Source organism: Leifsonia naganoensis (assembly GCF_013410615.1).
Taxonomy (GTDB): Bacteria; Actinomycetota; Actinomycetes; order Actinomycetales; family Microbacteriaceae; genus Leifsonia; species Leifsonia aquatica.
The window spans coordinates 4,089,318-4,109,288 of record NZ_JACCHJ010000001.1 but is presented as its reverse complement, the minus strand read 5'-3'; the positions used below and the strand labels follow the sequence as shown (position 1 = coordinate 4,109,288).

Genomic DNA, 19,971 nt, shown 5'->3' with positions numbered 1-19,971 from the left:
ACGGGATGGGATCGGACGACGAGCAGCAGGACGGCGAGCAGCAGGACGACGTGCAGCACGAGAAGCGCGGGTCGTCGCGCCGCGACTTCCTGAAGGGTGCGGGCCTCGTGGCCGCCGGGGCGGTGGCGGGCGGCGCCGGGGGAGCGGCCGCGGGAGCCGCGTACGCCTCGCGACCGGTGGCCGGGGAGGCTCCGCGCGCCGAGCCGGGCGAGGAGTACCCGCCGCTTCCCCCGCGGGCGAAGCCGGGCTTCGACCACCTGGTCGTGCTCATGTACGAGAACCGGTCGTTCGACAACCTCCTGGGCTGGCTCTACGACGAGAAGAACCTGCCCAAGGGCAAGCGGTTCGACGGCCTGGCCTTCGGCGACTACCGCAACCCGGACCCGAACGGCGGTCCGGACATCCCCGTGCACGCGTACGAGGGTACGACCGACTTCGTGATGCGCCAGCCGTCGCCGGACCCCGGCGAGGTCTACCCGCACGTCAACACCCAGCTCTTCGACATCGTGGATCCGCCGTCGAACGCGGACGCGCTCGTCAAGGACATGCAGCCGCCCTACAACGCGCCGGTGCCGGGGCAGAAGCCGGGGATGGACGGCTTCGTCCGCGACTACATCGGCGTGCTCCGCAAGGACACCGGTCAGGAGCCGGTGGCCGACGACTACCGCAGGATCATGGGGTCGTTCACCCCGGACATGCTGCCGGTGTTCTCCACGCTCGCGCGCCAGTTCGCGGTCTACGACGACTGGCATTGCGCCGTGCCGTCGCAGACGTTCTGCAACCGGTCGTTCTTCAACGCCTCCACCTCGCACGGCTACGTCGACAACGCCGGAGACGGGGGCCTGCGCAAGTGGTTCGATCCGGCCAATGATGCGCCCACGATCTTCAACCGGCTGGAGGAGGCAGGGCGCAGCTGGCGCGTCTACTTCGACGACCGCCAGCTGATCTCCCTGACGGGCTTCATCCACGCGCCCGCGCTGGAGCCGTACTGGCGCACCAACTTCCGCACGATGTCCCATTTCTACAAGGATGTCGAGGAGGGCACCCTGCCCGACTACGCGTTCGTCGAGCCGCGATTGCTCTACGACCACAACGACATGCACCCGCCGGGAGGTCCGACGACCGAGGAGGAGGTCGGGGGCGAGGTGATCGTCGGAGGCGCCATCTCCGACGTCCGTGCCGGCGACCTGCTGCTCCACAACATCTACTCCGCCATCCGGTCGTCGCGGAGCGCCAAGGGCTCCAACGCGCTGAACACGATGCTCCTCGTCACCTTCGACGAGCACGGCGGCACGTACGACCACGTGCCGCCCGGGCCGGCGACGCCGCCCGACCAGACCGGGCCGGGGGAGAACGGCTTCCTGTTCGACCGGCTCGGCCTGCGCGTCCCCGCCATCGCGATCTCGGCGTACACCGAGCGCGGCTCGATCCTCCACGAGGAGATGCACCACGCCGCGGTGATCGCCACGCTGTGCGAGAAGTACGGGCTCGACAACCTGACGGAGCGGGATCGCGGCGCGCGCACCCTGCGCGACGCCGTCAATCTGTCGACGCCTCGGCAGCCCGGGACCTGGCCGGACACCCATCCGCAGTACCTCCCGGCGAACCCGGAGGCCGACGCCCCGGCCCCGGGCGACCAGGACCGCCCGCTGAGCCCGCCCGGGGTGGGACTGGTCGGTCTGCTGACCGCTCGCTACGGCAAGCCGGGCGACGCCGTCCCGGTGACGTACCAGGAGGCGTACGACGCCGTGCACCGGCTCGGCCTCGGGCTCTTCGGCGAGCAATAGAATCGTCTTAGGCCGCCGGGCGCACCCGCGGCACCTCAACACACCAGCACCGACGGAGACGTATGTCCGAAATCAGCGCAGAACAGGTCGCGCACCTGGCGAGTCTCGCCAGGATCGACCTCAGCCCGGAAGAGATCGAGAGCCTCACGAGCGAGCTCGGCCAGATCGTGGAGTCGGTCGCCAAGGTGCAGCAGGTCGCCGGACCCGACGTGCCGGCCACGAGCCACCCGCTGCCGCTGACGAACGTCTTCCGGCGCGACGAGGTCGTGCCGTCCCTGACGGTCGACCAGGCGCTCTCGGGCGCCCCCGCACGCGACGGCGACCGCTTCAAGGTCGCCGCCATCCTGGACGAGGAGTGACCATGACGGACCTGACCAGACTCAGCGCCGCCGCACTGGCCGACCTGCTCTCGACCGGCGAGGTGTCGTCCGTCGAGGCGACCCGCGCCCACCTCGAGCGCATCGAGGCGGTCGACACCGACGTGCACGCCTACCTGCACGTGGCGGGCGAGAAGGCCCTGCGCACCGCTGCCGAGATCGACGGCCGCCGCGCCGCGGGCGACGCCCTCGGGCCGCTCGCCGGCGTCCCGGTCGCGATCAAGGATGTGCTCGCGACGAACGACATGCCGTCGACCTCGGGATCGAAGATCCTCGAGGGCTGGCTGCCCCCGTACGACGCGACCGTGGTGCGCAAGCTGCGGGAGGCCGACCTCGTCCCGCTCGGCAAGACCAACATGGACGAGTTCGCGATGGGCTCCTCGACGGAGCACTCGGCGTACGGCCCGACCCGCAACCCGTGGGACCTGGAGCGCATCCCGGGCGGCTCCGGTGGCGGCTCGGCCGCGGCCGTGGCGGCCTTCGAGGCGCCGTTCGCCCTCGGCTCGGACACGGGCGGATCGATCCGCCAGCCGGCCGCCGTGACCGGCTCCGTCGGCGTCAAGCCGACCTACGGCGGCGTGAGCCGGTACGGCGCGATCGCGCTGGCCAGCTCGCTCGACCAGGTCGGCCCGGTCTCCCGCTCGGTGCTCGACGCCGGGCTGCTGCACGACGTGATCGCCGGCCACGACCCGCTCGACTCGACCTCGCTCTCCGACACCTGGCCGTCGATGGCCGCCGCGGCCCTCGCCGGTCAGACGGACGGCGCCCTGCGCGGCGTGCGCGTCGGCGTCATCAAGGAGATCTCCGGCGACGGCTTCCAGGCCGGCGTGAAGCAGCGCTTCGACGAGGCGGTGGCCCTGCTCGAGAGCGCCGGCGCCGAGGTCGTCGAGGTCAGCGCGCCGAGCTTCGAGTACGCCGTCTCGGCCTACTACCTGATCCTGCCCGCCGAGGCGTCCAGCAACCTGGCGCGCTTCGACTCGGTGCGCTTCGGACTCCGCGTCGACCCGACGGACGGCCCGGTCACGGTCGAGCGCGTCATGGCGGCCACCCGCGACGCCGGCTTCGGCCCCGAGGTGAAGCGCCGCATCATCCTCGGCACCTACGCGCTGAGCGCCGGCTACTACGACGCCTACTACGGCAGCGCGCAGAAGGTCCGCACGCTCATCCAGCGCGACTTCTCGGCCGCATTCGAGAAGGTCGACGTGCTGGTCAGCCCGAGCGCGCCGACCACCGCGTTCAAGCTCGGCGAGAAGCTCGCCGACCCGATGGCGATGTACCTCAACGACATCACCACCATCCCGGCGAACCTCGCCGGTGTGCCCGGGATGGGCCTGCCGATCGGCCTCGCGCCGGAGGACGGCCTCCCCGTCGGCATGCAGCTGATGGCGCCGGCCCGTGCCGACGCCCGGCTGTACACGATCGGCGCCGCCCTCGAGCGGCTGCTGGAGGAGAAGTGGGGTCGCACCCTGCTGAGCCAGGCCCCTGACCTGGCCGCCACCGAGATGTTCGCGAACGAAGAGGGAGCCGTCTGATGGCCGGTGCGGAACTGATGGACTTCGACAAGGCCCTGGAGCTGTTCGAGCCGGTGCTCGGCTTCGAGGTGCACGTCGAGCTCAACACCAAGACGAAGATGTTCTGCGGCTGCGCCAACGAGTTCGGCTCGGGTGCCAACACGAACACCTGCCCGACCTGCCTGGGCCTGCCCGGCGGTCTGCCGCAGGTGAACGAGAAGGCGATCGAGTCGAGCATCCGCCTGGGCCTCGCGCTCGGCTGCGGTATCGCCGAGACGAGCCGCTTCGCCCGCAAGAACTACTTCTACCCCGACACGGCGAAGAACTTCCAGACGTCCCAGTACGACGAGCCGATCGCCCACGACGGCTCGGTCACCATCGAGCTGGAGTCGGGCCGCGAGGTCACCGTGCTCATCGAGCGCGCCCACATGGAGGAGGACGCCGGCAAGCTGACGCACGTCGGGGGCGCCGCGGGCCGCATCCAGGGCGCCGACTACTCTCTCGTGGACTACAACCGCGGCGGCGTCCCGCTCGTCGAGATCGTCACGCGGATGATCGAGGGCGCCGAGGCAGACGCACCGGAGATCGGGCGCACCTACGTGCGTGCGATCCGCGACATCGTGAAGGCGCTGGGCGTCTCGAACGCGCGGATGGAGGAGGGCAACGTCCGCTGCGACGCGAACGTGTCGCTCCGTCCCCGCGGCTCCGGCACGCTGGGCACCCGCACCGAGACCAAGAACGTCAACTCGCTGCGCTCGGTCGAGCGCGCCGTGCGCTACGAGATCCAGCGCCAGGCCGCCATCCTGGCCGCCGGCGGCACGATCACCCAGGAGACCCGCCACTGGCACGAGGACACCGGCACCACCAGCGCCGGCCGTCCCAAGAGCGACGCGGACGACTACCGCTACTTCCCGGAGCCCGACCTGGTGCCCGTGGCCCCGAGCCGCGAGTGGGTCGAGGAGCTCCGGGGCACACTGCCCGAGCAGCCGTCGGTGCGCCGCAAGCGCCTCGCGGCCGACTGGGGCTTCACCGCCCTGGAGTTCCAGGACGTCGAGAACGCTGACCTGCTCGACGAGGTGGAGGCGACGGTCGCCGCCGGCGCCACCGCCGCCGCCGCACGCAAGTGGTGGACCGGCGAGATCGCCCGACTGGCGAACGCGTCGAACGTCCCCGCCGGCACGCTGGTGAGCCCGGCGCACGTCGCCGAGCTGGCCGGGCTGGTCGAGGCGGGCACGCTCACCGACCGCCTCGCCCGCCAGGTGCTCGAGGGCGTCATCGCAGGCGAGGGTCGCCCGCAGGAGGTCGTGGACGCCCGCGGTCTCGCGGTCGTGTCGGACGACGGAGCGCTCATCGCCGCGATCGACGAGGCGCTGGCCGCCCAGCCGGACGTGCTCGCGAAGATCCGCGACGGCAAGGTGCAGGCCGCCGGCGCCGTCATCGGCGCGGTCATGAAGGCCATGCGGGGGCAGGCCGACGCCGCGCGCGTGCGCGAGCTCGTCCTGGAGCGCGCCGCGCAGTAGCGCGACCGATCCAGTGGTCATGACACGCCGTGCGAGCAGCTGCTCGCACGGCGTGTCTCGTCAGGTGGATGCTCTCGCGTGGACACTCCCAGCATCGCGCGGCAGAGTAGGCGCATGGGCGTCTTCACTCTCGGCGGGCTGACCTCGGTCCCCGCCTCCTCCCGCACCGATCTGCTCGCTCCGGCCGCGCTCGACGCGCTGACCGTGCTCGGCTGGCTCGATGACGTCGGCGTGGTCGAGATCGATCCGGACGTGTCCGACACGGCCGCGACCCGCGAGGTGTTCGGGCTGGATGCGGCGACGCTCGCCAACTGCGTCGTCGTCGGCGGCAAGCGCGAGGGCGCCGAGCGCATCGCCGCGTGCGTGGTGCTCTCGACGACCCGTGCCGACGTCAACGGCACCGTCAAGCGCCTGCTGGACGTGCGCAAGGCGTCGTTCCTGCCGATGGACCGCGCGGTCGAGCTGACCGGGATGGAGTACGGCGGCATCACGCCGATCGGCCTGCCCGCGGACTGGCCGGTGCTGGTCGACTCCCGGGTCGAGCAGGCGGAGGTCGTGATCGTCGGCTCCGGCGTGCGCCGCTCGAAGATCCTCGTTCCGGGCCGGCTGCTCGCGTCGCTGCCGCACGCGCAGGTGATCGACGGGCTCGGGCTGGAGATCCCCACCGCATGACCGGACTCCTCCAGCCGGTGCGCTCGCGCCTGATCGAGACCCTCGCGGGCCGATCGGACGTCGTGCCGGAGTGGATCCTGGAGCTCGAGCGCGGCGAGGACGAGGGCTATTTCGGGCCGGGCAGCGCGGCGTGGGTGGTGCACGGCGGCATGCCGACCCTGGTGGCAGGCATCCGCGCGCTGCTGCTCCAGGCGCTGCACCCGGGCGCGCTGGCCGGGGTGCGGGAGTTCTCGCGTTACCGGGAGGATCCGCTGGGGCGTCTCGCGGGGACGATCCGCTGGATCCACACGGTCACCTACGGCAGCACCGACCAGGCCGTCGCGGGCTCCGCGATGGTCCGCTCCCTGCACAAGCGGGTGGCGGGCACGTTCGTCGACGGACACGGCGTGACGCGGCCGTACTCGGCCAACGACCCCGAGCTCGCCGCCTGGGTCCACCTGGCGTTCACGGACGCCTTCCTGACGGCGCACGAGCGCTGGGGCGCCCCGATCCCCGGGGGAGCGGACGGCTACGTCGGCGAGTGGACGCGCGCGGCGCGCCTGATGGGTGTCGAGAACGCGCCCGCGACCGCGGCCGAGCTGCGGGCCGCCATCGACGCGGTCACCGACGCCGGCGAGTTACGGGGCGGCCCGGAGGTCGACGAGATCGTGCGATTCATTCGGCGGCCCCCGCTGCGCCGGATGCTGCGCCCGTCGTACCGCGTGCTGTTCCGGGCGGCCGTGTCGACCCTGGAGCCGCGCCATCGGGAGCTGCTCGGCTTCCGCGAGCGGGCCACGGACCGGCTCGTCCCGATCGATCGCGCCACGGCGGCCGTGCTCGGCGGCGCCGGTGCGCTGCTCGGCCCGGTCCCTCAGGCCGAGCTCTCCGCCCGCCGCAGGCTGAGCAGACTTGCAGAACAGCGCGGCGAAGCGTGACCGCGCATTCGGCCCGATCGGAGTTACGCTGAGTCCTGCGCCCGCCCATAGATGAGCGGACCTCATCTCTGGAGGTGCACATGACCGCGACAGTCCCATCCAAGCCGGACGACGTGGAGTCCAAGGGCCTGAAGGACGGTGCGCTGGGGCTCGTCTCCAGCGTCGTCGTCGGCGTCGCATCCACCGCTCCGGCCTACAGCCTCGCGGCGAGTCTCGGCTTCATCGTCGTCGGCGGCACGCTGGCCGCGGGGGTCAAGGCACCGGGGATCGTGCTCCTGGCCTTCATCCCGATGTACCTGATCGCGGTCGCCTACCAGGAGCTCAACAAGGCCGAGCCCGACTGCGGCACCACCTTCACGTGGGCGACCAGGGCGTTCGGGCCGATCACCGGGTGGATGGGCGGGTGGGGGATCATCGTCGCCGACGTGATCGTGATGGCCAACCTGGCGCAGATCGCCGGGTCGTATTCCTTCACGTTCGTCGGCAGCTTCGGCCTGCCCGCCGTCTCCGCGCTGGCGAGCAACGTCGTGGCCACGACGATCGCCGGGCTGCTCTGGATCGCCATCATGACCTGGATCTGCTATCGCGGCATCGAGATCTCGGCCCGGCTGCAGTACGTGCTGTTGTCGTTCGAGGTGCTCATCCTGATCTTCTTCGCGGTGTTCGCGCTCGTGAAGGTCTACACGGGCAACGCCGAGCCGTACTCGCTGATCCCGCAGTGGGACTGGTTCAACCCGTTCACCCTCGACTTCGCCAAGACGATCGCACCCGCGATGCTGACCGCGATCTTCATCTACTGGGGCTGGGACACCGCGGTCTCGATCAACGAGGAGACCAAAGACCCGGGAAAGACCCCGGGCCGCGCGGCCATCATCAGCACCCTGCTCCTGCTCGCGACCTACGCCGTCGTCACGGTCGCGACCGTCGCGTTCGCCGGCGTCGGCGACAAGGGGATCGGGCTCGCGAACCCGGACAACTCGGGCGACGTGTTCTCGGCGATCGGTCCAACGCTGTTCGGCGGGGGAGTCGTCGGGTCGATCCTGATGGCCCTCCTCGGCTTCTCGATCCTGACCTCCGCGTCGGCGTCGACCCAGACGACCATCCTGCCCACGGCGCGCACCGCGCTCTCCATGGCGGCGTACAAGGCCATCCCGGCGCAGTTCGCCCGCATCCACCCGCGCTTCCTCACCCCGACCTGGGCGACGATCGGCATGGGGATCGTGTCGGCGGTCTTCTACCTGATCTTCACCTTCATCAGCCCGGTGCTGCTGAACGCGCTGATCGGGTCGATCGGCCTGATGATCGCCTTCTACTACGGCCTGACCGGTTTCGCCTGTGTCTGGTTCTACCGGAGGACGCTCTTCACCTCGTTCCGCCACGTGATCATGCGCGGCGTGTTCCCCTTGCTGGGCGGCGTGATGCTGCTCGGGGTGTTCGTCTACGGGCTGATCAGCTTCGCCGCCCCCGACTGGCTGACCGACGATGACGGCAAGAATGTGACGATCTTCGGGATCGGCGCCGAGGCCGTGGTGGGCGTCGGCGGCCTCCTGATCGGGGCGGTCCTCATGGCGATCTGGTGGTGGCGCAAGCCGGACTACTTCCGCGGCAAGACCCTCCCGATGCGCTCGCACGCGCTGGTGCTCGCCCCGGCCGGCGTGCCGACGTTCGGGCTCCCCGACTCCACTCCCGCGCGCACCGTGATCGCGCCCGACCGCTCGAATCTGCCCCCTGGGCAGATCCCGCTGAATGCTGAGACACTGGAGCCGGTCGAGCCGGAGAACGGCTCGACGGCCCCGCGAGAGGACGGCACGTGACGGAACGCCAGCGCATCGTCGAATGGGAGGACCCGGCTCCGGGAGTGGCGGTGATGCCGACGCTGAGCGGCCTCGACTACCTCCGGGCCATGATCGACGGGGTGCTTCCGCCGCCGCCGATCGCGAGCCTGATGGACATGACGCTGGTCGACGCGGGGCCGGGCACGGCGACGTTCGTCTGCGAGCCGGGGGAGTCGCACTACAACCCGATCGGCACGGTGCACGGCGGCCTCGTCTGCACCCTGCTGGACTCGGTGCTCGGCTGCGCGGTGCAGACCACGCTCCCGCAGGGGCAGGGGTACACCTCGATCGAGATCAAGGTGAACTACCTCCGCCCGGTGCTCGCCGACTCCGGCCCGCTCACCTGCGTCGGGACGGTGACCAAGCCCGGCAACCGGGTGGCCTTCGCCGACGGGGTCGTGACCGACGCCTCGGGCAAGGTCGTGGCGACTGCCACGGGATCGCTTCTGGTCTTCCCGATCGGGTGATGCGGCACTACTCGGCGATGAATTCCTGTCGGACCGCGCCCTCCGTGGCGCGCTCGATGTAGCCGAAGTCCTGATCCGAGTTGAGCACCACAGCATCGTTGGCGACGGCGTACGCGGCGATGAGGCAGTCGATAGCGGCCGCGGCGCGGACCATCCCGGAGCCCCAGAGGGCTTCCTGGATGTCCAGCGCGTGCTCTTCCGTCGGATGCTCCCATGCCGGGAGCAGCAGGTCCATGTCGCGCCGCAGCGCCGCATACTCCCTCGGCGTCCGGGCAGAGTGGCAGTATTCGAGCGCCTGCGGTGGGCACGTGATGATCAAGTGCCGGGTCGAGATCTCGCGGAGCCGCTGAGCGATGGCGGGGCTGCGGCCGGCTTTCTGCCAGACGCTATTGTCGACGAGATACGTCGTCACGACGCGTGGGGACCGGCGTCCGGCGCGACTGTGGGGGCGTCGAGCTGATCGGGCTCGAAGCGACGCGAGATGATCCGTTCGACCGCGGTCGGCTGGTGCCGCACGGCGATCAGGGTGCGCAGGGCCAGGTCGACGGCTTCGCGGTTGGAGGACGCCCCGGTCAGCTCCTTGGCGCGTCGGAGTTCGTCCGGGTCGATGTCGATCGAGGTGATGGCCATGACGCCCCTTTCGCTGTGACGAAAGACAATACTATATAGACAAGTATATAGAAGGTCTACCGGCCGAGCAGCTGGTCCCTGACCTTGCGGCGGATCACCTTTCCGACGATCGAGCGCGGGAGGTCGTCGACCTGCACGACGGATTTCGGCACCTTGTAGGCGGTGAGGGAGTCGCGGGCGTAGGCGCGGATCGCCGCCTCGTCGAACGAGGCGCCGGGCTGCATGACGACGGCTGCCACGACCTTCTCGCCGCTGTGCGCGTCCGGGAGGCCGACGACCGCGACGTCGGCGACGCCCTCGAAGGAGCGCAGGGCGTCCTCCACCTCGGTCGGCGCGATGTTGAAGCCGCCGGAGATGATGAGCTCCTTGATCCGGTCGACGATGCGGACGAAGCCCTCCTCGTCCATGGTGGCGATGTCGCCGGTGCGGAACCAGCCGTCGGCCGTGAGCACCTTCGCGGTCTCGTCGGGCTTGCGCCAGTACCCCGAGAACACCTGCGGACCGCGGGCGAGCAGCTCGCCCTCCTCGCCGAAGGCGCGGTCGGTCCCGGGATCCTCCGGGTCGACGATGCGGAGGTCGGTGCTGGAGAGCGGGAGGCCAACCGTGCCGGCCTTGCGCCCGTCGCTGACCGGGTTCGCCATGAGCACGGGCGAGCACTCAGAGAGGCCGTAGCCCTCCACGAGGTAGCCGCCGGTCCGCTCCTCCCACTCGCCGACGATGTCCTGCGGCAGGCTCATCGCGCCGGAGATGGCGATGCTGATGCCCTCGAGGGAGACCCTGCGCTTGTCGGCGGCCTGCACGAGCCGGTCGTAGATCGGCGGGACGGCCGGCAGGAACGTCGCCGGGCGCTTCTTCACCACGTCGAGCACGAGGTCGGGGTCGAACTTCGGGAAGAGCACCAGGCGCGCGCCCATGCTCATCGCGAAGGTGAGGCAGAGGGTGAGGCCGTAGGCGTGGAAGAGCGGCAGCACGGCATAGACCACGGAGGTCCCGCGCTCGACCGAGGGCACCCACGCGCGGGACTGGGCGGCGTTCACCGTCAGGTTGGCGTGCGACAGCATCGCGCCCTTCGGCAGGCCGGTCGTGCCGCTGGTGTACTGGATGAGCGCGAGGTCGTCCGCCTGCGGCCGGGGCGAGGAGGCCTTGAGCTTGCGGCCCGAGACGAGCTGCTCCCAGGTCACGGTGCCCGAGACCTTCGTGGTGAGCGCCTCGCGCGCCTCCCGTGCCTTGCGGATCGGCAGGCGGAGGGCGAAGCGCTTGCCCGCGGGCATGGCCGTGGTGAGGTCGACGGAGATCACGGTCGTCACGCCGAGGTCGGCCGGGAGGTCCTGCACGGTCGCCGCGACCTTGTCCCAGACGATGGCGACGGTCGCGCCGTGGTCCTCGAACTGGTGGCGCAGCTCGCGGGGCGTGTAGAGCGGGTTGTGCTCGATCACGACCGCGCCGAGCCGCAGGGCCGCGTAGAACGCGACGACGTGCTGCGGGCAGTTGGGCAGCACCAGCGCCACGCGGTCGCCCTTGCGGACGCCGCGCTTGCGCAGCCCTTCCGCGGCGCGGGCGATCTGATCGCCCAGCTCGGCGTACGTGGTCGTCGCACCGAAGAACTCCAGCGCCACGTGGCTGCCGTAGGTCGACACGGACTCGTCGATCAGGTGGGCGAGGGAGCCGGTGGGAGTGTCGACGTCGGCCGGGACGCCCGGTGCGTAACTCGCGACCCAGGGGCGTTCGCTGTAGATGCTCACGCCGGCAAGCCTACGCGGGCGCCCCCAGCGCCTGCACGGCCTCCGCGATCGGTGTGTCGCCCGAGACGACCTCCCACGTCTTGCCGATGGTGCCGGGCTCGCCCAGGCAGGCCGCGATCAGCCGGGCGACGTCCTCGCGCGGGATGCTGCCGCGCTCGACGGACTCGCCGAGCGTGACCAGTCCGGTGCCGTCGTCGAACGTGAGCGCGCCGGGGCGCAGGATGGTCCAGTCCAGGCCCGACTGCCGCAGGGCGGTGTCCGCGTCGCGCTTGGCGTCGACGTAGGCGCGCCAATCGGGCTCGGCGTCGTCGGCGACGGGGGAGTCGACGCCCCAGGCGGAGACCTGAACGAACCGGCGGACGCCGGCTTTCGCTGCTGCCTCGGCGGACTTCACCGAGCCACCGTAGTCGACCGTCCGCTTGCGCTCCACACCGGAGCCCCCGCCGGCGCCGGCCGTGAAGACGACCGCGTCGCAGCCGGAGATCGCCGCGGCGAGCTCGTCGGCGGTCGCGGACTCGATGTCGACCAGCACCCCTTCACCGCCCAGACGGTAGACGTCCTCCGCGTGATCGTCGTTGCGGACGATCCCGACGAAGTCGTCTCCCTGGTCGTAGAGCACCCGCATGAGCTGCTGGGCGACTTTTCCGTGGGCACCGACGATCGCTACTCGAGACATGACTCCATCTTGCTCCCTTCCGGGCGGCGTGCGCTCCTGGCGAACGCGCATACACTTCCGGCGCCGGGTTTGTTAGCGTCGGCACCATGTCGGCCGTCCTGGAGCTCCTCGCGCATCTCGTCGCGTCCGCTCTGGGCACCGCCTGGAACGCGAGCTCGCCCGTCGGCACCATCGCCGTGGCCGGTGTGGCGGGCGCCATCGGTCTCGTGGCCGTCGTCGCCGCGGCCTCCCTCCGCTCGGTCGCCGCGCTCGCGGCCTCCCTGCGCGAACGGGCCGTCTGGTCGCGCCCTGCGGAGCCGCCCGTCGACCGGCTCACCGAGAGCCAGTCGCATCCCGACACCGACGGCCGCCCGCGCCCGCGAGCGCCGGGATCCCCCCTGCCGGCCGCCTAGCCGGGGCGTGTCGCCCCTGCCCGCGGCCAGACGACTCCTCGTCCGTCCGACAGCAGGGAAAACACACTCATGGACCTCTTCTCCTGGCCGCCCGTCGCGGCCCTCCTCGACGCGGCGTACCGCCTCGTCACCGGCCTCTCGGCCGCCGTCGACCCGATCGCCGGCACCGCAGCCGGCGTGGTCGCGATCGTCATCCTCACGCTGCTCGTGCGCGCCCTCCTCCTCCCCGTCGGCATCAGCCAGGTGCGCGCCGAATACACCCGTCGCCGGCTCGCTCCGCAGATCGCCGCACTGCAGAAGAAGCACGGCGCGAACCGCGAGAAGCTGGCCGAGGCGACGATGGAGCTCTACCGTCGCGAACGCACCTCGCCGTTCGCCGGGATGCTCCCGCTGCTCCTGCAGATCCCGGTCATCTCGCTCGTCTACGCGGTCTTCACGCATCCCGTGATCGCGGGGCACGCGAACGATCTGCTGGGCGAGCGCGCGTTCGGCGCTCCGCTCGGCACGAGTTTCGTCGGCCTGACCGGAGCCGGGCCCGTGTGGCCCGCGATGGGTGTCTACCTGGCCGTCCTCGCGCTCATCGCCGTCGTCACGACGGTGTCCAGGAGAGTGCTGGCGCTGCCGCAGCCCGAGGGGAGCACCTCCCCGACCGGGATGCTGCGCGCGTTGTCCTTCCTGCCCTACGTGACGGTGGTCTTCGCGGCGTTCGTGCCGCTCGCGGCCGCGGTATACATCCTCACCTCGACGATGTGGACGGTGGCGGAGCGCTGGCTCCTCCGCCGACTGCTCGATCCCGCCCGCACGGGCACCGACGGAAGGACGACGCCATCCACATCGCACTGAAGCCCGTGCCCGAGCTGACGACGGAGCGCCTCCGCCTCGTCCCGCTCGGTCCCGATCATCTCGACGGCACCTGGGCGTCGCTCCAGGAGCCGGAGGTGTTGCGCCTCACCGGCACGCACGCCGCCTTCACCCGTGAGGGCGTCGCCGCCTGGCTCGCCGGCCTCGCCGACCAGGACGATCGGGCCGACTGGGCGATCCTCCGGCCCGAGGACGGCACCCACATCGGCGAGGTGGTGCTCAACGACCTCGACGTGGACAACCGCGCGGCCGGCTTCCGGATCGCGCTCGGCGCTCCGCGCTGGTTCGGGCAGGGGTACGGGACGGAGGCGACGCAGGCGGTGCTGCGGCACGCGTTCTCGTCGGTCGGCCTGCACCGCGTCGAACTGGAGGTGTTCGCGTTCAATCCGCGCGCGCAGAGCGCCTACGAGAAGGCCGGGTTCGTGGTCGAGGGTCAGCGGCGGGATGCGCTGCTGTGGGAGGGCGAATGGGTCGACGCCGTGGTGATGGGATGCTTGTCGCATGTGGAGACGCAAGACGAGTCCTGATGGCGAGAGCGCCCGGAGCGCCGACGCGGCGGCCGGTTCGCTCGGAGTCGGCGTGCAGGTGTACGTCCGCGAGAGCGACCCGCCCGCGGGCGACGACTGGGTCGGCGAGCCGACCGGCGTGATCGTGGCGCCGGGGGAGCGCAGTCTGCGCAGCGTGTCCCTCCCGGCCGACCGCCTCACCACCTGGGTCGTCGCGTTCGGCGAGCCGCAGTACCGGCGCGACGGCCGCGGGCCCGCCGAGACGGCGACCATCCCCTCCTCGCGGCTGGTCGCGGCCGAGCCCGCGGAGGATTGACGTGCTCGGCGTCGGGCTCGTGCGCGGGATCAACGTGGGCGCCTCGACGCGCGTCGCGAAGGGCGACCTCGTGGCCGCCTTCGAGGATGCCGGCCTCCACGACGTGGTGACGCTCCTCCAGAGCGGCAACGCCGTGTTCACGGCCGACGACGAGCTCACCGCGACCACGGCGGCGGCGGTGGAGGCGGCGCTGGAGGCCCGCTCGGGTGTCGCGGCCCGCGTGCTGCTGCTGACGCAGGAGCGCTTCCGGGCCGTCGCCGCGGCCAACCCGCTGGTCGCTGAGGCCGACGACGACTCCCGCCTGGTCGTGACCTTCCTCGACCACGACCTCCCGGATTCCGTGGCACTCCCCGCCGACGGCGAGACGGCTCCCGAGGTCATCCGCGCCGGTGACCGTGCGCTCTACCAGTGGTGTCCGCTCGGCGTGTCGAAGTCTGTCGTCCCTGCCGCGTTCTGGCGCGCCGTCGGCCCCGTGGCGACGGCCCGCAACCAGCGCACGGTGACGCGCCTGCTCGCCGAACTCGACCGTCGGGGCTGAGACCTGCGCCACCTCTGTTCCGGCGGGCCACACGAACCTACAATTGCGGCATGTTCGTCGAGGGCACGCTTCGATGGCAGGTCACCGAGGACTGTCCGTGGGACCTGCTGATGGCGCTCGCCATCCGCGACCTGGCCGGTCTCGCCGCGGCGGGTGAGCCGCCGCTGCCGCGCCTGGCGCCGGCACTCGCGCCGGTTCTGCGGGCGAACACGGGGGCGCATCCCGTGCTCCCGGCCGGCGGGCGCAGGCGGCGGCCCGAACCGGGTGCGGGCGACGGAAGTTCCCTGGCGGACCAGTGGCGGGCGTGGTTCGACGTGGCCGTCGACCGCGAGCGCCGCCCGATCGGCGGGATGCTGCATCCGCCGCACTTCGAGGTCTTCGACCGCGCGATCGAGCTGCAGGACGTCGTGATCGAGCACTACGAGGCGGCGGCGAGCTGGGCGCACGAGCGTCACGCGGAGTACGTGCAGGCCAGCCTCCTGAACCACGCCCGCCGGGCGGCCGACATCGTCGACGTGGTGCGCGAGCGCGAATACGAGCTGCGCCGGCAGGCGGGCTACTTCCGCCTCGACCTCGACGTGCTCCCGCTGTCGAGCTCCGGCGCCTGGATCGTCGGGCCGCACACGGTCGTGGTGAGTGCGAGCCTGCGCGACGACTCTCCCGCGTTCCGCGACTGGTTCCGCCCGCTGGTGGCCGCGCTCGTCTGAGGCGGCACCAGCGGGCGGCGGTGGATCAGGCCGGGCGCTTCGCCGGCGAGATGGTCTGCGCCGGGTCGGTCTCGGCGACGTCGCCGACGGCCTCGTCGATGCGCGCGAGCACATCGCCGGAGAGCCGGATGCCCGCGGCGGCGGCGTTGGAGGCGACCTGCTCGGGACGCGACGCGCCTACGATCGCGCCGGCCACGTTCGGGTTCTGCAGCACCCACGCGACGGCGAGCTGCGCCATCGTGATGCCGAGCTCGTCGGCGATCGGCCGCAGACCCTGGACGGCCGTGAGCACGTCGTCGCGCAGGAAGCTCTTGATGGCGTTGGCGCCGCCCTTCTCGTCCGCGGCACGGCTGCCGGCCGGAGGCTGCTCGCCGGGTGCGTACTTGCCGGTCAGCACGCCCTGGGCGACGGGGGACCAGACGATCTGCGAGATCCCGAGCTCGGCCGACGCGGGGACGACCTCCTTCTCGATCACACGCCACAGCATCGAGTACTGCGGCTGGTTCGAGATGAGCTGGAAGCCGAGCTCCTTCGACAGGGCGTGACCCGCGCGCAGCTGCTCGGCGTTCCACTCGCTGACGCCGATGTAGAGCGCCTTGCCCGCGCGGACGACGTCGGCGAACGCCTGCATCGTCTCCTCGAGGGGCGTCTCGTAGTCGAAGCGGTGCGCCTGGTAGAGGTCGACGTAGTCCGTGCCCAGCCGCTCGAGGGAGCCGTCGATCGACTCGAAGATGTGCTTGCGTGAGAGACCGACGTCGTTGTGCCCCTTGGGACCGGTCGGCCAGTAGACCTTGGTGAAGATCTCGATGGAGGCGCGGCGCTCGCCCGCGAGGGCGTCGCCCAGGACCTTCTCCGCTGCGGTGTTCGCGTACGCGTCCGCGGTGTCGAAGGTGGTGATGCCGGCGTCGAGGGCGGCGCGCACGCTGCGGGCGGCGATGTCGTTCTCGACCTGGGACGCGTGGGTCAGCCAGTTGCCGTAGATGATCTCCGAGATCTTGAGCCCGGAGTTGCCGAGGTATCTGAATTCCATGCCGTTCACGCTACTCGTCGCAGCCCGCTGTCGGCGGACGGTGGCATGCTGGACGGTGTGGGACGTGCGGACGGCAGCGATCGGCGGGTGACGACCGCGGACGTCGACGACTCCGCGGCCACCGTGCTGCACGTCGACATGGACGCCTTCTTCGCCTCGGTGGAGCTGCTCGACCGGCCCGACGCCCGTGGCAAGCCGGCGATCGTCGGTCACGCGGGCGGCCGCGGCGTGGTGACGAGCGCCACCTACGAGGCGCGCCGGTTCGGCGTCCGGAGCGCCATGCCGATGTCGCAGGCGCTCCGGCTCTGCCCGACGGCGATCATCCTGCCCCCGCACTACGAGAAGTACACGGAGTACTCCTCCCGGGTCATGGAGATCTTCCACGAGGTCACGCCGCTCGTGGAGCCGCTCAGCATCGACGAGGCGTTCCTCGACGTCGCCGGCGCGCGACGGCTGCTCGGCTCGCCGCGACGGATCGCCGAGCTCATCCGCGCCAGGGTCTTCGAGGAGACGGGGCTCACCTGCTCGGTCGGGGCGGCCGGGACCAAATTCATGGCGAAGCTCGCCTCGGGGCGGGCGAAGCCCGACGGTCTGCTCGTCATCCCACCGGCCGAGACCATCGCCTACCTGCGCCCGCTGCCCGTCGGCGCTCTCTGGGGTGTCGGCGCGAGCACGCAGGCGTCGCTGGAGCGCATGGGGATGCGGACCGTCGCCGACCTCGCCGACGCCCCGATCGCCGTGCTCCAGCGCGCGGTGGGCGACGCCGGTGCCCGCCGCCTCCACGACCTCGCCAACGGCCGCGACTCGCGCCGGGTCATCACGGAGTCGCGCGAGAAGAGCGTCGGCCACGAGAACACCTTCGGCGTCGACGTCGACGACCCGGACAAACTGCGCCGCGAGATGCTCCGGCTCTCCGGACGCGTGGGGGAGCGTCTGCGCACGCACGCGCTCGTCGGCCGCACGGTCGCGATCAAGGTGCGCTTCTCCGACTTCCGCACCATCACGCGGTCCCGCACGCTCGCCGAGCCGACCAACGTCGGGCGCCGGCTCTTCGAGGAGGCGTGGCAGATCTTCGAGGCGCTGGAGCTGGACGTGCGCCAGACCCCGATCCGGCTCATTGGGGTCCGCGCCGAGCAGCTGCTGGAGGCCGGGGGCGACGCCCTCGCCCTCTGGGACCCGGACGAGGAATGGCGCGAGACCGAGCGCGCGCTCGACGCGGTGAGCGCCCGGTTCGGCCGCGGGACGATCGGGCCCGCCTCGCTCGTGAAGCGCGCCCGGGAGGCCGACGACGAGTCCAAGGACGGCCGCAACCCGCGCTGGGTCAGCGACTAGCGCACGGGGTCAGCGCAGGCCGACCTCGATGCCGCGGTGGTCACTGCCGTTGGCAGGCAGCACGATGCTGCTGACGGTGGAGAGCCCGCGGACGAGCGCGTGATCCAGGCGCGCGGCCGGGAACGCGGACGGCCAGGTGAAGCCCAGGCCGAGCTCGCTGTCCGGCTTCTCGCCCAGCTCCGTGAAGAGGGGCGCGAGCGTGCGATCGGTCGTGGCGGTGTTGAAGTCGCCGACCACCAGGAGGCGGGCGGCATCGTCGTCCGCGATGGTGCTGGTGAGCTCCTTCATCATCTCGTCGCGGGCCGCGCTCTCGCCCGGGCGCACCGAGGCGAGGTGCACGGCGTAGACGCGGGTCGTGCCGCCGGGGGTGTCGACGTCGACGCTCAGCGCGCGGTCCCAGCCGAGGCCGAGGTCGAGCCGCTCCTCGTCGTGGAGGGGGTGGGTGCTCCAGAGGCCGACGGTGCCGACCACGGCGCTGTACGGGTAGTCGGCGTCGAGCACGTCCGACACCGTCTCACGGGTCGTCTGGTCGAGCTCCTGGAGTGCGATCAGGTCGGGCTTGCGTGCCGCGAGGTCGTGCGCGATCGCCGCGGCCTGCGGGTTCCCGGCGCGCAGGTTCTCGCTGACGACCGTGAAGGCCGGGGCGCCGACCGAGGCCGCGGGGAGGAGCGCGGCACCGAACAGCGACCACCAGACGGCCGAGGCCGCCGCCACGCTGAGGCCGGCGAACAGGGAGAGGCGCAGCAGGGCCGAGAGGCCGAGCACAGCGATGAGCGCGAACGCCCAGGGCAGGAACGACTCCACGAGCGAGGCTGCGCCGCCGATGTCGGGCAGCATCCCGTGCCAGAGCAGGAAGGCCGCCACCGCCAGGGCCGCGATCCCGGTCAGGACCCCTCGGGGTCGGCGGCGGGATCGGCTGAGTGGCACCCGATCGATTATTCCGGCCCTCCCGCTGAGAACCCGCCGCGAACGCCGGGAGGAGCCTGCGAACCGCCCTGGTCATGCTGGGAGTGCGGCGGGTACGGTGAGGGCATGACCAACATCTCGCTCAAGCTCGCCGAGACCATCAGCTCGTCCGGCATCAAGTCCGTCTACGGCGAGCCGGTCGTCATCGACGGCACGACTCTCGTCCCCGTGGCCGCCGTGCAGTTCGGTTTCGGCGCCGGCACCGGCTCCGACAGCGAGGACGGGCCCGGCGGCGCGGGCGGCGGTGGCGTGTCCATCCCGTTCGGCGCCTACGTCAGCGACGCCGACGGCGTGCGCTTCCGGCCGAACCTCATCACCCTGCTCGCCGTGGGCATCCCGTTCCTCTGGGTGGCGGGCCACGCCTGGTCGCGTGTCATCCGCGCGCTGAAGAAGTGATGTCGCACTAGACTGGTCGCGAACACGGGAGTCCGGTGAGCCGGGCTGAGAGGAAGCTTCTCCAAGCTTCGACCGTCGAACCTGATCTGGATCATGCCAGCGCAGGGAGGCCATCTCACGATCCCGTGCCCTCTTTTCCACTACGCGAAAGGGCACGAACAGTGCACGCAACCATCACCTCGTCCGCGACGCGCCCAGCGCGCGTCCTCCGCTGGCGCGTCGTCGACATCGTCGTCGCCAGTGTCGTCACCGTCGCCGCCGGCGTCGTCTTTTGGGTCTGGGGACAGGTCCAGAACCCCATCTCCGGCCCGGTCAGCGCCGTGCTGCCCGGCTTCCAGGGACTGCTCAACGGCCCCTGGCTGTTCGCGGGAGTGCTCACGGCGCTCATCGTGCGCAAGCCCGGCGCCGCCCTCTACGGCGAGCTCGTCGCGGCGATCGTCTCCGCGCTGATCGGCACTCAGTGGGGCTTCGCGACCCTGCTCTCGGGCGTCGTGCAGGGCCTCGGCGCGGAGATCGTCTTCGCGATCTTCCTCTACGCCAACTGGAAGCTCGTGCCGGCGATCCTCGCCGGAGCGGGAGCCGGACTCGCGGAGTCGATCCTCGACCTCCTGTACTGGTACCCGGGGGCCAAGCCGGAGTTCGCGGCGGTCTACGCCATCACCACCACCGTCTCGGGTGCCCTGGTCGCCGGCCTGCTCTCCTGGTTGCTGGTGCGGGCATTGGCGCGGACGGGGGCGCTGAGCCGGTTCGCGGCCGGTCGCGAGGCGACGGGCCGGGTCTGACCATCGCTCACGAT

23 protein-coding genes and 1 riboswitch are annotated in these 19,971 nt (G+C 71.3%); of the genes, 17 read left to right on the top strand and 6 right to left on the bottom strand.

The window, feature by feature from the left end:
- Positions 1 to 5: 5 nt before the first annotated feature.
- The 8 genes from HNR14_RS19775 (at position 6) to HNR14_RS19740 (ending at position 9,083) form a co-directional block, all read left to right on the top strand.
- On the top strand, positions 6 to 1,787 hold the full coding sequence (locus HNR14_RS19775) for an alkaline phosphatase family protein (protein WP_179702325.1): 1,782 nt from the start codon (positions 6 to 8) through the stop codon (positions 1,785 to 1,787).
- Positions 1,788 to 1,849: 62 nt separating this feature from the next.
- Positions 1,850 to 2,146, top strand: coding sequence for an Asp-tRNA(Asn)/Glu-tRNA(Gln) amidotransferase subunit GatC (gene gatC, locus HNR14_RS19770; protein WP_179702324.1), 297 nt, complete (start codon positions 1,850 to 1,852; stop codon positions 2,144 to 2,146).
- 2 nt (positions 2,147 to 2,148) lie between these two features.
- Positions 2,149 to 3,696 (top strand): Asp-tRNA(Asn)/Glu-tRNA(Gln) amidotransferase subunit GatA, encoded by a 1,548-nt coding sequence (gene gatA / locus HNR14_RS19765; protein WP_179702323.1) that lies wholly within the window; start codon positions 2,149 to 2,151, stop codon positions 3,694 to 3,696.
- A complete protein-coding gene (gene gatB / locus HNR14_RS19760; protein ID WP_179702322.1) occupies positions 3,696 to 5,195 on the top strand; it encodes an Asp-tRNA(Asn)/Glu-tRNA(Gln) amidotransferase subunit GatB in 1,500 nt (499 codons plus the stop codon). The genes gatA and gatB overlap by 1 nt, the downstream gene beginning before the upstream one ends.
- A gap of 114 nt (positions 5,196 to 5,309) precedes the next feature.
- Positions 5,310 to 5,867 (top strand): YbaK/EbsC family protein, encoded by a 558-nt coding sequence (locus tag HNR14_RS19755; protein ID WP_179702321.1) that lies wholly within the window; start codon positions 5,310 to 5,312, stop codon positions 5,865 to 5,867.
- Entirely contained in the window at positions 5,864 to 6,781 is a 918-nt protein-coding gene (locus tag HNR14_RS19750) for an oxygenase MpaB family protein (RefSeq protein ID WP_179702320.1), read from the top strand. Before HNR14_RS19755 ends, HNR14_RS19750 begins: the two co-directional genes overlap by 4 nt.
- 80 nt (positions 6,782 to 6,861) lie before the next feature.
- Positions 6,862 to 8,595 carry an APC family permease gene (locus HNR14_RS19745; protein WP_179702319.1) on the top strand — a complete coding sequence of 578 codons (1,734 nt, stop codon included), beginning with the start codon at positions 6,862 to 6,864 and terminating at the stop codon, positions 8,593 to 8,595.
- Positions 8,596 to 8,648: 53 nt separating this feature from the next.
- Entirely contained in the window at positions 8,649 to 9,083 is a 435-nt protein-coding gene (locus HNR14_RS19740) for a PaaI family thioesterase (RefSeq protein ID WP_179702767.1), read from the top strand.
- A 7-nt stretch (positions 9,084 to 9,090) separates the two neighbouring features.
- On the opposite strand, the gene HNR14_RS19735 is transcribed toward HNR14_RS19740, so the two are convergent.
- From HNR14_RS19735 to HNR14_RS19720, 4 genes are read right to left on the bottom strand one after another with little or no spacing between them, the layout of a single operon-like run.
- Positions 9,091 to 9,495: a PIN domain-containing protein gene (locus tag HNR14_RS19735; RefSeq protein WP_179702318.1), complete on the bottom strand. Its 405-nt coding sequence runs from the start codon at positions 9,493 to 9,495 to the stop codon at positions 9,091 to 9,093.
- Positions 9,492 to 9,713: a type II toxin-antitoxin system VapB family antitoxin gene (locus HNR14_RS19730; protein ID WP_179702317.1), complete on the bottom strand. Its 222-nt coding sequence runs from the start codon at positions 9,711 to 9,713 to the stop codon at positions 9,492 to 9,494. Before HNR14_RS19730 ends, HNR14_RS19735 begins: the two co-directional genes overlap by 4 nt.
- Before the next feature lie 56 nt (positions 9,714 to 9,769).
- A complete protein-coding gene (locus HNR14_RS19725) occupies positions 9,770 to 11,455 on the bottom strand; it encodes a long-chain-fatty-acid--CoA ligase (protein WP_179702316.1) in 1,686 nt (561 codons plus the stop codon).
- Positions 11,456 to 11,465: 10 nt separating this feature from the next.
- A complete protein-coding gene (locus HNR14_RS19720; protein ID WP_179702315.1) occupies positions 11,466 to 12,131 on the bottom strand; it encodes an SDR family oxidoreductase in 666 nt (221 codons plus the stop codon).
- A gap of 86 nt (positions 12,132 to 12,217) precedes the next feature.
- Here HNR14_RS19720 and HNR14_RS19715 point away from each other — a divergent pair, with 86 nt between their 5' ends.
- The 6 genes from HNR14_RS19715 to HNR14_RS19690 all read left to right on the top strand — a co-directional run bounded on the left by HNR14_RS19715 (position 12,218) and on the right by HNR14_RS19690 (position 15,451).
- On the top strand, positions 12,218 to 12,523 hold the full coding sequence (locus HNR14_RS19715; RefSeq protein ID WP_179702314.1) for a DUF6412 domain-containing protein: 306 nt from the start codon (positions 12,218 to 12,220) through the stop codon (positions 12,521 to 12,523).
- Between the two features lie 69 nt (positions 12,524 to 12,592).
- Positions 12,593 to 13,366: a YidC/Oxa1 family membrane protein insertase gene (locus HNR14_RS19710; protein WP_179702313.1), complete on the top strand. Its 774-nt coding sequence runs from the start codon at positions 12,593 to 12,595 to the stop codon at positions 13,364 to 13,366.
- Positions 13,367 to 13,371: 5 nt separating this feature from the next.
- A complete protein-coding gene (locus tag HNR14_RS19705; protein WP_343064547.1) occupies positions 13,372 to 13,911 on the top strand; it encodes a GNAT family N-acetyltransferase in 540 nt (179 codons plus the stop codon).
- Positions 13,886 to 14,206: a hypothetical protein gene (locus HNR14_RS19700; protein ID WP_218875081.1), complete on the top strand. Its 321-nt coding sequence runs from the start codon at positions 13,886 to 13,888 to the stop codon at positions 14,204 to 14,206. Before HNR14_RS19705 ends, HNR14_RS19700 begins: the two co-directional genes overlap by 26 nt.
- Position 14,207: 1 nt before the next feature.
- A complete protein-coding gene (locus HNR14_RS19695) occupies positions 14,208 to 14,744 on the top strand; it encodes a DUF1697 domain-containing protein (protein ID WP_179702312.1) in 537 nt (178 codons plus the stop codon).
- 50 nt (positions 14,745 to 14,794) lie between these two features.
- Positions 14,795 to 15,451, top strand: coding sequence for a hypothetical protein (locus tag HNR14_RS19690; protein ID WP_179702311.1), 657 nt, complete (start codon positions 14,795 to 14,797; stop codon positions 15,449 to 15,451).
- Positions 15,452 to 15,476: 25 nt separating this feature from the next.
- Here the strand turns inward: HNR14_RS19690 and HNR14_RS19685 are convergent, their stop codons facing one another.
- Positions 15,477 to 16,481 carry an aldo/keto reductase family protein gene (locus tag HNR14_RS19685; RefSeq protein WP_021764982.1) on the bottom strand — a complete coding sequence of 335 codons (1,005 nt, stop codon included), beginning with the start codon at positions 16,479 to 16,481 and terminating at the stop codon, positions 15,477 to 15,479.
- Between the two features lie 87 nt (positions 16,482 to 16,568).
- Here HNR14_RS19685 and dinB point away from each other — a divergent pair, with 87 nt between their 5' ends.
- On the top strand, positions 16,569 to 17,813 hold the full coding sequence (dinB, locus tag HNR14_RS19680) for a DNA polymerase IV (protein ID WP_425485054.1): 1,245 nt from the start codon (positions 16,569 to 16,571) through the stop codon (positions 17,811 to 17,813).
- A gap of 9 nt (positions 17,814 to 17,822) precedes the next feature.
- Here the strand turns inward: dinB and HNR14_RS19675 are convergent, their stop codons facing one another.
- Positions 17,823 to 18,740 carry an endonuclease/exonuclease/phosphatase family protein gene (locus HNR14_RS19675; RefSeq protein WP_179702309.1) on the bottom strand — a complete coding sequence of 306 codons (918 nt, stop codon included), beginning with the start codon at positions 18,738 to 18,740 and terminating at the stop codon, positions 17,823 to 17,825.
- A 105-nt stretch (positions 18,741 to 18,845) separates the two neighbouring features.
- Between HNR14_RS19675 and HNR14_RS19670 the strand changes: the two genes are divergently transcribed.
- Both HNR14_RS19670 and HNR14_RS19665 read left to right on the top strand, forming a co-directional pair.
- Complete coding sequence (locus HNR14_RS19670; protein ID WP_021765525.1) at positions 18,846 to 19,175, top strand: GerW family sporulation protein; 330 nt, start codon at positions 18,846 to 18,848, stop codon at positions 19,173 to 19,175.
- A gap of 14 nt (positions 19,176 to 19,189) precedes the next feature.
- A riboswitch (TPP riboswitch) is annotated at positions 19,190 to 19,300 on the top strand.
- A 36-nt stretch (positions 19,301 to 19,336) separates the two neighbouring features.
- Positions 19,337 to 19,957: an ECF transporter S component gene (locus HNR14_RS19665; protein WP_179702308.1), complete on the top strand. Its 621-nt coding sequence runs from the start codon at positions 19,337 to 19,339 to the stop codon at positions 19,955 to 19,957.
- The last annotated feature ends 14 nt before the right edge of the window (positions 19,958 to 19,971 follow it).

Coding starts and splice junctions, on each gene's coding strand:
- HNR14_RS19775 (WP_179702325.1), top strand. CDS start 6: ATGGGATCGGACGACGAGCAGCAGGACGGCGAGCAGCAGGACGACGTG.
- gatC (WP_179702324.1), top strand. CDS start 1,850: ATGTCCGAAATCAGCGCAGAACAGGTCGCGCACCTGGCGAGTCTCGCC.
- gatA (WP_179702323.1), top strand. CDS start 2,149: ATGACGGACCTGACCAGACTCAGCGCCGCCGCACTGGCCGACCTGCTC.
- gatB (WP_179702322.1), top strand. CDS start 3,696: ATGGCCGGTGCGGAACTGATGGACTTCGACAAGGCCCTGGAGCTGTTC.
- HNR14_RS19755 (WP_179702321.1), top strand. CDS start 5,310: ATGGGCGTCTTCACTCTCGGCGGGCTGACCTCGGTCCCCGCCTCCTCC.
- HNR14_RS19750 (WP_179702320.1), top strand. CDS start 5,864: ATGACCGGACTCCTCCAGCCGGTGCGCTCGCGCCTGATCGAGACCCTC.
- HNR14_RS19745 (WP_179702319.1), top strand. CDS start 6,862: ATGACCGCGACAGTCCCATCCAAGCCGGACGACGTGGAGTCCAAGGGC.
- HNR14_RS19740 (WP_179702767.1), top strand. CDS start 8,649: ATGCCGACGCTGAGCGGCCTCGACTACCTCCGGGCCATGATCGACGGG.
- HNR14_RS19730 (WP_179702317.1), bottom strand. CDS start 9,713: ATGGCCATCACCTCGATCGACATCGACCCGGACGAACTCCGACGCGCC.
- HNR14_RS19720 (WP_179702315.1), bottom strand. CDS start 12,131: ATGTCTCGAGTAGCGATCGTCGGTGCCCACGGAAAAGTCGCCCAGCAG.
- HNR14_RS19715 (WP_179702314.1), top strand. CDS start 12,218: ATGTCGGCCGTCCTGGAGCTCCTCGCGCATCTCGTCGCGTCCGCTCTG.
- HNR14_RS19710 (WP_179702313.1), top strand. CDS start 12,593: ATGGACCTCTTCTCCTGGCCGCCCGTCGCGGCCCTCCTCGACGCGGCG.
- HNR14_RS19700 (WP_218875081.1), top strand. CDS start 13,886: ATGTGGAGACGCAAGACGAGTCCTGATGGCGAGAGCGCCCGGAGCGCC.
- HNR14_RS19690 (WP_179702311.1), top strand. CDS start 14,795: ATGTTCGTCGAGGGCACGCTTCGATGGCAGGTCACCGAGGACTGTCCG.
- HNR14_RS19685 (WP_021764982.1), bottom strand. CDS start 16,481: ATGGAATTCAGATACCTCGGCAACTCCGGGCTCAAGATCTCGGAGATC.
- HNR14_RS19670 (WP_021765525.1), top strand. CDS start 18,846: ATGACCAACATCTCGCTCAAGCTCGCCGAGACCATCAGCTCGTCCGGC.